Source organism: Streptomyces kebangsaanensis (genome assembly GCF_001906585.1).
GTDB lineage: Bacteria > Actinomycetota > Actinomycetes > Streptomycetales > Streptomycetaceae > Streptomyces > Streptomyces kebangsaanensis.
In genome coordinates, this window is sequence record NZ_JUJA01000077.1 from 38,624 (window position 1) to 50,125 (window position 11,502).

Below are 11,502 nucleotides of genomic sequence, written 5' to 3' on the forward strand. Positions count from 1 at the left end.
GTCGAGCCGGTGCGCTACGGCGCGGAGCCCGGCCCGCGCACGGGGCCGCCGTGCCGTGCCCGGGACGCCTGGGAACTGGCCCTGATCGAGGCCGCCCTGGCCGCGCGCCTCCCGCTGCTCGGCATCTGCCGCGGCATGCAACTGCTGAACGTCGCCCTGGGCGGCACCCTGGTCCAGCACCTCGACGGCCACGCCGAGGCGGTCGGCGCCTTCGGCGAGCACACGGTCAAGCCGGTCCCCGGCACCCGCTACGCCGCGGCCGTACCGGAGGAGACGACCGTCCCGACCTACCACCACCAGGCCGTCGACCTCCTCGGTGAGGGCCTGGTCGCGTCGGCGTACGCGGCGGACGGCACGGTGGAGGCCGTGGAACTGCCCGAGGGCTGGGTGCTGGGCGTGCAGTGGCATCCGGAGATGGGCGAGGACGTACAGGTCATGCGGGAGCTGGTACGGGCGGCGGCCGGCTCCTCCGGTACGGCCGGCTCCCCCGGCACGTAGGGCTCCCGCCCCGGCCGGGGCCCGGTCTCAGCTCCTTCCCGACCGGGTCAGGGAGAGCAGTTCGCGGGCCGGGCCGGCCGGGCGGTGGCCCGTCGGCCAGACCGCCCGCAGGTCGCGCCCGAGGGCGGCGCCGTCCACCGGGACGGTCACGAGCCGGCGCAGGGACAGCTCCTCACCGACCGCGAGTTCGCTGAGCACCGCCGGTCCGGCTCCGCTCACCGCGGAGGCCTTCACCGCCGTCGTGGAGGAGAGCTCGATCAGCGGGCGGGCGAGGCCGCCCAGCGCCGCGTCCAGGACCTGCCGGGTGCCGGAGCCCTTCTCCCGCAGGATCAGCGGGGTCGCGGCCAGTTCCGCCGCCGCCAGGGGGCGCCGGCGGCGGGCCCACGGGTGGGCCGGGGCCGTCACCACGACCAGGTGGTCGTGGCCGATCACCACGGAGTCCAGAGCGGACGGCACCGACAGCCCCTCCACGAAACCGAGGTCCGCCTCGCCCGCCAGCAGCCGCTCGGCCACCACCGCGGAGTTCCCGGCGAGCAGCGACACCGCCGTGTCCGGCCGTCGCGCGCGCAGCGCGATCAGCCACCCGGGCAGCAGGTACTCCGCGATCGTCATGCTGGCCGCCACCCGCAGCCGCGAGTCCCGCCGGTCGCGCAGCGCCTGCGCGCCCGCGTCGAAGGCTTCCGCCGCCTCCACGATCCGCCGCGCCCAGTCGGTGACCAGGGCTCCGGCGTCCGTCAGCCGCGACCCGCGCGGCGAGCGGTCCACCAGCGCCACGCCCAGTTGCCGTTCCATGGAACGGATCCGGCTGCTGGCCGCCGGCTGGGTGATGCCCAGTTCCCGCGCCGCCCCGCCGAGACTCCCCAGCCGTGCGACCGCCAGCAGCAGTTCGAGCGCGCCCAGGTCCGGCACCCGGTGCGCGAGTGGGGATCCCGGCGGTCGTCCCGCCCCGGCCTCGTCGCCGCCTCGGTTCGTCTCGGGCCTCGTCATAAGCCCAGTTTATGACTTGACAGCCACAAACCCCCTGGTGGTGGCCCCGGGCTTCGGAAAACCTGAAGTCATGGTCACCGCAGTCCTTCCCCTGCCCCGCTCGGCCGCGCCCCGGCCCCGTGTCCCCGCCGTCCGTCACCTCGGCCCCAACTGGTACGCCTCCGTCATGGGCACCGCCGCCGTCGGCACGGCGGGCGCCGCGCTGCCGCCGCACGTTCCCGGACTGCGCGCCGTCTGCACCGCCGTGTGGGCGCTCTCCCTCCTCCTGCTCACGGCCCTGCTCACCGCCCGCGCCCTGCACTGGACCCACCACCGCGACCAGGCCCGCGCCCATCTGCTCGACCCGACGGCGGCGCCGTTCTACGGCTGTCCGTCCATGGCGCTGCTGGCCGTGGGCGGCGGCGCGCTGTCCGTCGGACGGGACTGGATCGGCATGCCGGCCGCGGTCGCCCTGGACACCGTGCTGTTCACCGCGGGAACGGTCGTCGGGCTCGCGGCCGCCGTCTCCGTGCCGTACCTGATGGTCGTACACCACCGGCCGGAGCCGCGCCGGGCGACGCCCGTGTGGCTGCTGCCGCTGGTCGCGCCCATGGTGTCCGCCGCCCTCGGGCCCGCCCTGGTGGCGCACCTGCCGGCCGGGCAGGCGCGCCGGACCCTGCTGCTGGCGTGCGTGGCGATGTTCGGGCTGAGCCTGCTGGCGACCCTGGTGACGCTGCCCGTGGTCTTCTCCCGGCTGCTCACCGCGGGCCCGCTGCCGCTCGCGCTCACCCCGACGCTGTTCCTGGTCCTGGGTCCGCTCGGGCAGTCCACCACCGCCGTCGGCGCCTTCGCGGACACGGCCCCCGGTGTCGTACCGGCCCCGTACGACACCGGCTTCGCCGTGTTCGCCCTGCTGTACGGCGTGCCGGTGATGGGCTTCGCGCTGATGTGGTTCGCCTTCGCCGCCGCCCAGGTGCTGCGCGCCGGCCGCCGGGGCATGGGTTTCGCGATGACCTGGTGGTCGTTCACCTTCCCGGTGGGCACCTGCGTCACCGGCGCCGCGGCCCTCGCCCGGCACACCCACCTCGCCGCCTACGGCGCCCTGGCGGCCGGTCTGTACGCCGTCCTCGTCACCGCCTGGGCCGCGGCGGGCGTGCACACCGCGCGCGGGCTGGTCAGCGGCGTGCTGCTCGCAGCGTCTCGCCCAGTACCCGCGGAGCCCGCGCCAGCGACGGCCCGTACCACGTCAGGTGCCGTCCGCTGACCAGGGCGCAGGGCAGGCCGGGGAAGGCCTCGGGACCGTCGTCGGCGGTGAAGCGGTACGGCTCGTCCGGCAGGACGACCACGTCCGGGGCCGCCGCCCGCAGCTCCTGGAGCGGGACGCGCGGGTAGCGGTCGGCGTGGTGGGCGTACAGGTGGCCGACGCCCAGGCGGGCCAGGAGGTCGCCGGCGAAGGTGTCCCGGCCCAGCACCATCCAGGGCCGCCGCCAGACCGGCACGACGGCGGTCGTACGGCGCCGGGGCACGGGCAGGGCCGACCAGGCCGCCTCGGCCTCGTCCAGCCACCGGGGCCGGCGCACCGCGCCGCAGGCGTGCAGGACCCGCGCCAGCTCTCCGAAGGCCTGCGGCAGGTCGCGGACCTCGGTCACCAGCACCTCGAGACCGGCCGCGCGCAGGGCGTCGAGGTCGGGGGCGCGGTTCTCCTCCTCGTTGGCGATCACCAGGTCGGGGGCGAGGGCGACGATCCGCTCGGCCGCGGGATTCTTGGTGCCGCCGACGCGGACGACGTCGAGGTCCGCCGGGTGGCTGCACCAGTCGGTGGCGCCGACCAGCACGCCGGGCAGGGACACCGCCACCGCCTCGGTGAGCGAGGGCACCAGGGAGACGACCCGCATCAGCGCGCCCGGTCCTGCACCGCCTCGATGTGCTCCGCGACCGCGACCACGATCAGCCGCGTGTCCGGCACGGTCGCCCGCCAGCGGTGGCGGACCCCTCCGGTGAGGTACATGGTGTCGCCGCGGACCAGCCGGTAGGCGCGGCCCTCGGCCTCGATCTCCACCGCTCCGTCGGCGACGTACATCAACTCGTCGTTGCGGTGCTGGAACTCGCGGCCGGTGTCGTGGTCGCCGGTGAACTCCGAGGCGTGCAGCTGGTGGTGGCCGCGCACCAGGGAACGCATCCGGGGCTCGGGCTCCAGCTCGGTGGCCTCGGCGCGTACGACGTCGACGCTGCACGCCGGGTCGGCCGCCGCGAGCAGTTCGACGGCGGTGGTGCGCAGCGCGTCGGCGACCTTCTCCAGCGAGCTCGTGCTGGGGCGGGCCCGGTCGTTCTCGATCTGGCTCAGGAAGGGCACCGACAGGCCGCTGCGGTCGGCCACGACGGCGAGGGTGAGGCCCAGCGCGCGGCGGCGCCGCCGTACGGCCGCGCCCACGCGAAGGGGCTGCTCTTTGTGGTCGCCCATCGCTCCGGCTCCCTCCTTCACTCGTCGGTCCACTGCTCCTGGGGCCGCTGCCCGTGGCCCGGTCTCGGGCGCACTCCTTCTGAGGAGTTCTCTGCACCCTACGCATGTTCGGCAAACAGTTTCACGCGGCCGTCACGTCCTTGTAAGGATCGCGCAGGACCGAGGGGTACGGGCGTGACCCTGTGTGGTTGGCCGGATTCCGACCGTGCGCACGGACGAGGGGCGGACCCTGCCCACGTGGTGGGGAGGGCCCGCCCCTCGGGCGGCGTTCGGCGCCGGGGTCTCCGCGGGGTCGTCCCGCGGTCGGGTGACGGCGATGTCCTCGTCCCGTCCGGGACTACTCGACGTCCGGGATGCTCCTGCCGTCGGCCGACCTGGCGGATGAGCCGGCCGGTATCGGGGCGAGCTTGTCGACGACGTCCGGGTTGCCCTTCAGCCAGGTGCGCACGGCGTCCTGCTGCCGGCCCTTGCCCGCCTTGTTGATCTCGGACTCGAGGCCGGTGAGCTGCTTCTCGCTCAGCTTGAAGTTCTTCAGCCAGCCGCCGGCGACCGGGTCGTCGGCGGCGAAGCCCTTGCGGGCCAGCGTGTGCACGCCGTCACCGGTGCCCCAGGCGCCCTCGGGGTCCTTCAGCTTCTTCAGGTCGTAGTCGCTGTACGCCCAGTGCGGCGACCAGAGCGTGACGACGATCGGTTCCTTCTTGCTGTAGGCGCGCTTGAGCTCGGCCAGCATCGCGGGCGTGGAGCTGTCGACGACCTTGTACTCCTTGTCCAGGCCGTACTCCTTGAGGACCTTGCTCTTGAGCAGGCCCATCATGCCGGCGCTGGACTCGATGCCGGTGACCTTCCCGCCGAAGACGGACGCCCTGCCCTTGAGGTCCGCCAGCGAGTCGACGTCCTTCACGTACGAGGGGACGGCCAGTTCCAGGGAGGTCGGGCCGTACCAGGAGCCGAGGTCCTCGAGCTGCTTGCCGTACTTCTTCCAGTACTGCTCGTGGGTGACCGGCAGCCAGGCGTCGGTCTGGAAGTCGACGCTGCCCTGGGCGAGCGCGGTGTAGAGGGGTCCCGCGTCGAACTGCCGGGCCTCGACCTTGTAGCCGCGCCGTTCGAGGACCTCCTTCCACAGGTAGGTGGAGGCGACGCCCTCGTCCCACGGGATGTACCCGATGGTGATCTTCCTGCCCTTGCCGATGTCGCCGCCGTCGGAGGCGGTGGTCGAGCTGTCTCCGTTGCCGCCGAAGATGCCCATGCCGCCCGCCACGAGGGCGAGGATCACCACGCCGACGACGGCGATCTGCGGCTGCGGCCGGTAGGACCAGATCTTCAGGCCCTTGGCGGCCCGCGCCCTGGCGGCGGCGCGCCGGCCGAGCGGGGAGACCTCGGTGCCCAGGGCGCTGGTCATGCGGTCCAGGTAGATCGCGAGGATCACGATGGCGACGCCGGACTCGGCGCCGAGACCCACGTTGAGCTGGCCGATGGCCTCGTTGACGTCGCCGCCGAGGCCGCCGGTGCCGACCATGCCGGCGATCGCGGCCATGGACAGGCCGAGCATGATCACCTGGTTGACGCCGGCCATGACGGTGGGCAGGGCCAGCGGCAGCTGGACGCGCAGCAGCGTGTTGCGGGGCGTGGTGCCGAACGCCTCGGCCGCCTCCACCAGTTCCTTGTCGACCTGGCGGATGCCCAGCTCGGTCATGCGCACGCCGGGCGCGAGGGCGAAGATCAGGGTGGCGACGATGCCCGCGGAGGCGCCCGTGCCGAAGAACAGGATGGCCGGGATGAGGTAGACCATCGCGGGCAGCGTCTGCATGAAGTCCAGGACCGGCCGGACGGCGGCGCTGACCCGGTCGGAGCGGGCCGCCCAGATGCCGACCGGCACCGAGATCACCAGCGCGATGATCGTGGCGACCAGGACCAGCGACAGGGTCACCATCGCGTTGGACCACAGCCCCATGGAGTCGATGAAGGCGAACCCCACGAAGGTGAGCACACCGGCGAAGGAGCCGCGCAGCCACCAGGCGAGCACGGCGAGGATGCCGGCGAGCAGCAGCGGGTGCGGCGCCTGGAGGACGGCGTTGATCCCGTCGTAGGAGCCGGTGAAGACGGACTTGCAGAGGTCGAAGAGCCAGGCCATGTGGCCGAGCAGCCAGTCGACCGTGGAGTTGACCCAGTCGCCGAGCGGGATCCTAGGCACGGGCCACCTCCTTCTCGCCGCCCTTGTCCCGCGGCGCGTCGCAGCTCACCGGGGTGCCCTGCTCGTCGCCGAGGAAGCCGACGAGACGCCGGCGCTGGACGACGCCGACGAGTTCCCGGTCCTCGTCCAGCACGGCGACCGGGTGGGGGACGCGGGCGCTGATCGCGCACAGCTCGGTGAACGGGGTGTGCGGGGTGACGGTGTCGCAGCCGCAGTCGGCCTCGTCGCCGCGCACCTCGCGGTCCATGACCACCTCCGCGGTCAGCACCCGGGAGCGGTCGACGTCCTGGGTGAAGGAGGCGACGTAGTCGTCGGCGGGGCGCAGCAGGATGTCCTCCGCGGTCCCGGTCTGCACGATGCGGCCGTCGCGCATGACGGCGATCCGGTCGCCCAGGCGCATGGCCTCGTTGAGGTCGTGGGTGATGAAGACGATGGTCTTCTTCAGCGTCTTCTGCAGCTGGAGCAGCTGGTCCTGCATGTCGCGGCGGATCAGCGGGTCCAGGGCGCTGAAGGACTCGTCCATCAGCAGCAGGTCGGCGTCGGTGGCCAGGGCGCGGGCCAGGCCCACGCGCTGCTGCATGCCGCCGGACAGCTCGTCGGGCCAGGACTTCTCCCAGCCGGCCAGGCCGCACAGGGCGAGCGCCTCGTCGGCGCGGCGTTCGCGCTCGGCGCGGGGCACGCCCTGCACTTCCAGTCCGTAGGCGGCGTTCTCGCGGACGCTGCGGTGCGGGAAGAGCGCGAAGTGCTGGAAGACCATGCTGATCTTCCTGGAGCGGACCTCGCGCAGCTCGCGGTCGCTGAGCGCGGTCAGGTCCTGGCCGTCGAAACTGACGGTGCCGGCGGTCGGCTCGAGCAGTCCGTTCAGCATCCGCAGGAGCGTGGACTTGCCGGAGCCGGACAGGCCCATGACGACGAAGATCTGGCCGGGCTCGACGGTGAAGGACGCGTCGATCACGGCGGCGGTGGTGCCGTCGGCGCGCAGTTCCTCACGGTCGGCGCCCTGCCGTAGTTTCTCCACTGCCTCGTCCGGTCGTCGGCCGAACACCTTGAACAGGTGTTGGGCCTGCAGTCTGGAAGACACACTTACCTCTTGTCTCGGGGGCAAGGACGGGATCCGGAGGAGTGCCAACAAGGGTGCTAACAGTTGAAGAAATCAACCACCTCTGATCCGGACTCGCGCCTGCCCAGACCCCCATGGCCGAAACCGAACTGTGAGCAGGGTCACAAGTCGCGCCCCTTCCGAACGGAACGCCCGTTTCGCGCGGCGGGCGACCGCCGGTGCCGTACGGCATGATGCGGGGCGTGACCGGACGACTGATGCTCCTCGACACCGCCTCCCTGTACTTCCGCGCCTACTTCGGCGTCCCGGAGTCGGTCAAAGCCCCGGACGGCACGCCGGTGAACGCCGTGCGCGGGTTGCTCGACTTCGTCGACCGCCTGGTCAAGGACCACCGGCCCGGCCACCTGGTGGCCTGCATGGACGCCGACTGGCGGCCGGCGTGGCGGGTGGAGCTGATCCCCTCCTACAAGGCGCACCGGGTCGCCGAGGAGCACGGGAGCGGCCCGGACGAGGAGGAGGTGCCCGACACCCTCTCCCCGCAGGTCCCGGTGATCGAGTCCGTTCTGGACGCCGTCGGCATCGCACGCGTGGGCGTCGCGGGGTACGAGGCGGACGACGTGATCGGCACCTTCACGGCGCGGGCGGAGGGCCCGGTCGACATCGTCACCGGGGACCGGGATCTGTACCAGCTGGTGGACGACGCGCGGGGGGTGCGCGTGCTGTACCCGTTGAAGGGCGTGGGAACGCTGCAGACCACCGACGAGGCGGTGCTGCGGGAGAAGTATGGGGTCGGCGGCAGCGGGTACGCGGATCTGGCGCTGCTGCGCGGCGACCCGAGCGACGGGCTGCCGGGGGTGCCCGGCATCGGGGAGAAGACGGCGGCCAGACTGCTCGCCGAGTTCGGCGACCTGGCCGGGATCATGGCGGCCGCCGACGACCCGGGGTCGAAGCTCACCCCGTCGCAGCGGAAGCGGCTCGACGAGGCGCGGCCGTATCTCGCGGTGGCGCCGAAGGTCGTGCGCGTGGCCGCCGACGTCCCGCTGCCGGACGTGGACACGTCGCTGCCGCGCACCCCGCGCGATCCGGCGGCGGTCCGGGAGCTGGCCGCCCGCTGGGGACTGGGAGGCTCCCTGCAGCGGCTGCTCGACACGCTGGGAGCGTCATGACCGCCATGTTAACTTAGGTAAGCCTAAGCAGTGGGGAACAGGGAGGCCGTCATGGCAGAACGTCCGGCGCGCAAGTCGCGGAGGATGCACACCGCGCAGGTCGTCCGCACCGAGCGGCTGACCCCGCACATGCAGCGGGTGGTGCTCGGCGGTGACGGTCTGGCGGACTTCTCGGCCGACACGTGCACGGACCACTACGTGAAGCTGCTGTTCCCGGCCGACGGGGTCACCTATCCCGAGCCCTTCGACGTGCAGCGGATCCGCGAGGAGTTCCCCCGCGAGCAGTGGCCGGTGACGCGGACGTACACCGTGCGCGCCTGGGACCCCGAGCACCGCGAGCTGACCCTGGACTTCGTGATCCACGGCGACGAGGGCCTGGCCGGCCCCTGGGCGCTGCTCGCGCGACCGGGCGAGACCGTGCGCTTCCTGGGCCCGGGCGGTGCCTACGCCCCCGACACGAGCGCCGACTGGCACCTGCTCGCCGGTGACGAGAGCGCCCTGCCGGCGATCGCCCGCTCCCTGGAGGCCCTGCCCGAGGGGGTCACGGCCCATGCCTTCGTCGAGGTCGCCGGGCCCGAGGAGGAGCAGAAGATCGACTCCGACGTGGAGGTGGTCTGGCTGCACCGCGGGGAGCGCCCCGTCGGCCAGGCGCTGGTGGAGGCCGTGCGGGCGCTGGACTTCCCCGAGGGCCGGGTGCACGCGTTCGTGCACGGCGAAGCCGGCTTCGTCAAGGAACTGCGCCGCCTGCTGCGCGTCGAGCGCGCCCTTCCCCGCGAGGACCTGTCCATTTCCGGCTACTGGCGCCTGGGCCACAACGAGGACGGCTGGCAGGCCGCCAAGCCCGAGTGGAACGCCCGCGTCGAGGCCGAACAGGAGGGCACGGCCCCGGCCGCGTGAACACATCGAAGCGGCGGTACCGGGGCGGGTACCGCCGCTTCGGCGTTGCCCGGACCGCCCGTCGGCCGGCCGGAAGGCCCGGACCGGCAGCGGGAACGTCAGCGGCCGTCGCCCCGGACGCGGGCGTGCAGGCGCATGTCGTGCCGGCCTTCCGGATGGAGGCCGGAGCTGCGTTCGGTGCCCTCCAGGGCGAAGCCGGTCCCGGCGGCGACGCGGCAGGAGGCCTCGTCGCGTACCGCGTGCAGGAGTTCGAGGCGGTGGAAGCCGGTCTCCTCCAGCGCCCAGCGGGTGAGGGCCGCGGTGGCGCGCGCGGCCGGGACGGTCCGGTACGCCACCTCCGCCGCGCCGTCCTCGAACCGCGCCTCACGCGGCGCGACCCGCCCCACCGGGCGGCCGCCGTCCGCGTCGGTCACCGCCCACCGGCCCGCCCGGTCCGCCGCCCGGGCGGCACGCCGCTCCTCGATCCGGTCGGCCGCCTCCGCCCCGGACCCGGCGGCCCTGGTGTGCCACCGGTGCATCACCGGGTCCTGGAAGACGGCATGCACGGCGGGCGCGTCCTCGGGCCTCCGGGGCGGCCGCAGGAGGAGATCGTCGCCGGTGGACAGGGTGGGCTGCGGGATCCGCGCGAAGGTGCCGGCGGGCAGGACCGGACCGGTGAGAATCGGCATGCCCCGCGTCCCGCCCACCCACGGACCACCGGCCCAGCGGTTTTCCCGGGGCGCACGACGCCTCGTAGGCTTCGGCCGATGAGACACCGCAGGACCCGTACTCCGCCCGCTCCCCTCCCCCAGCGCCACGGGGTGGACCCGGTGCGGGTGCGGCTGCCCGGCGACGGGACGTGGGCCACCGTGCGGGAGTATCTGGTGGAGCGGCTGTCGGGGGCGGGGCCCGGGGTGATCGAGGCGATGCTCGGGGCCGGGCTGATCGTGGGCGCCGACGGGCGGCCGGTGCCGTACGACGCGCCGTACGAGCCGGGGACGTACGTGTGGTTCCACCGGGAGCTGCCCGACGAGGTGCCGGTGCCGTTCCCGCTTCGGGTGGTCCACCGCGACGAGCACCTCGTCGTCGTGGACAAGCCGCACTTCCTCGCCACCACCCCGCGCGGCTCGCACGTCGCCGAGACGGCGCTGGCCCGGCTGCGGCGGGAGCTGGGCGTACCGGAGCTCACCGCGGCGCACCGCCTCGACCGGCTCACCGCCGGGCTCGTGCTGTTCACGGTGCGGCCCGAGGAGCGCGGCGCGTACCAGACGCTGTTCCGCGACCGGCGGGTACGCAAGGAGTACGAGGCCGTGGCGCCGTACGACCCGGAGCTCTCCCTCCCGCGGACCGTGCGCAGCCGGATCGTGAAGGAGCGCGGGGTGCAGGCCGCCCGGGAGGTGGCGGGCGAGCCGAACGCGGTCACGCACGTGGAACTGGCCGAGCACCGCGCGGACGGGCTCGCCCGCTACCGGCTGGTGCCGGGCACCGGGCAGACGCACCAGTTGCGGGTGCACATGAGCGCGCTGGGCGTGCCGATCCTCGGCGATCCGCTCTACCCGGTGGTCACCGGTCCCGTACCGGCCGGTGACTTCCGGCGTCCGCTGCAACTGCTCGCGCGGGCACTGGAGTTCACCGACCCGGTGACGGGGGCGGAGCGCCGCTTCACCAGCGGGCGGGAGCTCCAGGCGTGGTCGTCCTTCGCGCGGTGGGCGGATCAGTAGCCGCGCCACCAGCGCAGGAAGCGCTGCCACGCCCCCTCGGGGCGGCCCGTGCCGCCGGCCGGTACGGCGCTCGGGGCGGCCGGGGGCTCGGGTGGCGGTGGCGCGGGCCTCGGCGGCGCGGACACGGTGCCGATCTCCCAGGCCGGGCGTGCCCGCGGGATCGGATGCGGGGTGTGGCTCGGCTTGGCCGTCACGTCCTGCGTCGGCTGCGGGCTGAACCGCACGGGCAGCTCCACCAGGTGCTGCGAGGCGAGGGACTGCGTCCAGCGCAGTTCCTCCTCGGCGCAGTCGAGCCGGAGGTCCGGCAGCCGTGTCAGCAGTGCCTCGACGCCGACATCGGCGATGGCCCGCCCGATGTCCTGGCCGGGGCATTCGTGGGGGCCGCCGCTGAAGGCGAGGTGGGAGCGGTTGCCCTGCATGTCGGCCGTCGGATCGGGCCGTACCCGCGGGTCGACGTTGGCCGGCGCGATGCCGAGCAGCAGCCCGTCGCCCCGGCGGATGCGCCGGCCGCCGAGCTCGGTCTCCTGCTTGGCGAAGTAGCCGAGGATGGTGCTGAACGGCGG

The 11,502-nt window shown here is 73.7% G+C and carries 11 protein-coding genes and 1 pseudogene; 5 read left to right on the forward strand and 7 right to left on the reverse strand.

Going from position 1 to position 11,502, the window contains the following annotated elements; all coding sequences use genetic code 11:
• On the forward strand, window positions 1–498 hold a 498-nt coding region (locus RH94_RS11260), incomplete at its 5' end, for a gamma-glutamyl-gamma-aminobutyrate hydrolase family protein (protein WP_234425691.1).
• 27 nt (window positions 499–525) lie between these two features.
• Here the strand turns inward: RH94_RS11260 and RH94_RS11265 are convergent.
• Window positions 526–1,485, reverse strand: a complete 960-nt coding sequence (locus tag RH94_RS11265; RefSeq protein WP_073947465.1) for a LysR family transcriptional regulator — start codon at window positions 1,483–1,485, stop codon at window positions 526–528.
• A gap of 70 nt (window positions 1,486–1,555) precedes the next feature.
• Between RH94_RS11265 and RH94_RS11270 the strand changes: the two genes are divergently transcribed.
• Window positions 1,556–2,728 carry a TDT family transporter gene (locus tag RH94_RS11270; RefSeq protein ID WP_073947466.1) on the forward strand — a complete coding sequence of 391 codons (1,173 nt, stop codon included), beginning with the start codon at window positions 1,556–1,558 and terminating at the stop codon, window positions 2,726–2,728.
• On the opposite strand, the gene RH94_RS11275 is transcribed toward RH94_RS11270, so the two are convergent.
• The 4 genes from RH94_RS11275 to RH94_RS11290 form a co-directional block, all read right to left on the reverse strand.
• The gene (locus RH94_RS11275; protein ID WP_073947467.1) at window positions 2,640–3,359 is read right to left on the reverse strand and encodes a helical backbone metal receptor; all 720 of its coding nucleotides are present in this window, start codon (window positions 3,357–3,359) and stop codon (window positions 2,640–2,642) included. The two genes, RH94_RS11270 and RH94_RS11275, sit on opposite strands and share 89 nt — an antisense overlap.
• Window positions 3,359–3,925 (reverse strand): helix-turn-helix domain-containing protein, encoded by a 567-nt coding sequence (locus tag RH94_RS11280; protein WP_073947468.1) that lies wholly within the window; start codon window positions 3,923–3,925, stop codon window positions 3,359–3,361. The genes RH94_RS11275 and RH94_RS11280 overlap by 1 nt, the downstream gene beginning before the upstream one ends.
• A gap of 337 nt (window positions 3,926–4,262) precedes the next feature.
• Window positions 4,263–6,116 carry an ABC transporter permease/substrate binding protein gene (locus RH94_RS11285; protein WP_407697297.1) on the reverse strand — a complete coding sequence of 618 codons (1,854 nt, stop codon included), beginning with the start codon at window positions 6,114–6,116 and terminating at the stop codon, window positions 4,263–4,265.
• Complete coding sequence (locus tag RH94_RS11290; protein ID WP_073947469.1) at window positions 6,109–7,197, reverse strand: quaternary amine ABC transporter ATP-binding protein; 1,089 nt, start codon at window positions 7,195–7,197, stop codon at window positions 6,109–6,111. The genes RH94_RS11285 and RH94_RS11290 overlap by 8 nt, the downstream gene beginning before the upstream one ends.
• A gap of 212 nt (window positions 7,198–7,409) precedes the next feature.
• Between RH94_RS11290 and RH94_RS11295 the strand changes: the two genes are divergently transcribed.
• Both RH94_RS11295 and RH94_RS11300 read left to right on the forward strand, forming a co-directional pair.
• Complete coding sequence (locus tag RH94_RS11295; RefSeq protein ID WP_234425701.1) at window positions 7,410–8,342, forward strand: 5'-3' exonuclease; 933 nt, start codon at window positions 7,410–7,412, stop codon at window positions 8,340–8,342.
• Between the two features lie 51 nt (window positions 8,343–8,393).
• On the forward strand, window positions 8,394–9,239 hold the full coding sequence (locus RH94_RS11300) for a siderophore-interacting protein (RefSeq protein WP_073947470.1): 846 nt from the start codon (window positions 8,394–8,396) through the stop codon (window positions 9,237–9,239).
• Window positions 9,240–9,337: 98 nt separating this feature from the next.
• Here the strand turns inward: RH94_RS11300 and RH94_RS11305 are convergent, their stop codons facing one another.
• Window positions 9,338–9,907 (reverse strand): GNAT family N-acetyltransferase, encoded by a 570-nt coding sequence (locus RH94_RS11305; RefSeq protein ID WP_073947471.1) that lies wholly within the window; start codon window positions 9,905–9,907, stop codon window positions 9,338–9,340.
• A 78-nt stretch (window positions 9,908–9,985) separates the two neighbouring features.
• On the opposite strand from RH94_RS11305, the gene RH94_RS11310 reads away from it, so the two are divergent.
• Entirely contained in the window at window positions 9,986–10,939 is a 954-nt protein-coding gene (locus tag RH94_RS11310) for an RluA family pseudouridine synthase (RefSeq protein ID WP_073947472.1), read from the forward strand.
• Here the strand turns inward: RH94_RS11310 and RH94_RS43065 are convergent.
• Window positions 10,933–11,502 (reverse strand): annotated as a pseudogene (locus tag RH94_RS43065) (cytochrome P450); the annotation flags it as partial. The gene RH94_RS11310 and the pseudogene RH94_RS43065 overlap by 7 nt on opposite strands.

Excerpts from the sequence above, each read along its gene's own strand:
- RH94_RS11265 (WP_073947465.1), bottom strand. The coding sequence starts at position 1,485 with ATGACGAGGCCCGAGACGAACCGAGGCGGCGACGAGGCCGGGGCGGGA.
- RH94_RS11270 (WP_073947466.1), top strand. The coding sequence starts at position 1,556 with ATGGTCACCGCAGTCCTTCCCCTGCCCCGCTCGGCCGCGCCCCGGCCC.
- RH94_RS11275 (WP_073947467.1), bottom strand. The coding sequence starts at position 3,359 with ATGCGGGTCGTCTCCCTGGTGCCCTCGCTCACCGAGGCGGTGGCGGTG.
- RH94_RS11280 (WP_073947468.1), bottom strand. The coding sequence starts at position 3,925 with ATGGGCGACCACAAAGAGCAGCCCCTTCGCGTGGGCGCGGCCGTACGG.
- RH94_RS11295 (WP_234425701.1), top strand. The coding sequence starts at position 7,410 with ATGCGGGGCGTGACCGGACGACTGATGCTCCTCGACACCGCCTCCCTG.
- RH94_RS11300 (WP_073947470.1), top strand. The coding sequence starts at position 8,394 with ATGGCAGAACGTCCGGCGCGCAAGTCGCGGAGGATGCACACCGCGCAG.
- RH94_RS11305 (WP_073947471.1), bottom strand. The coding sequence starts at position 9,907 with ATGCCGATTCTCACCGGTCCGGTCCTGCCCGCCGGCACCTTCGCGCGG.
- RH94_RS11310 (WP_073947472.1), top strand. The coding sequence starts at position 9,986 with ATGAGACACCGCAGGACCCGTACTCCGCCCGCTCCCCTCCCCCAGCGC.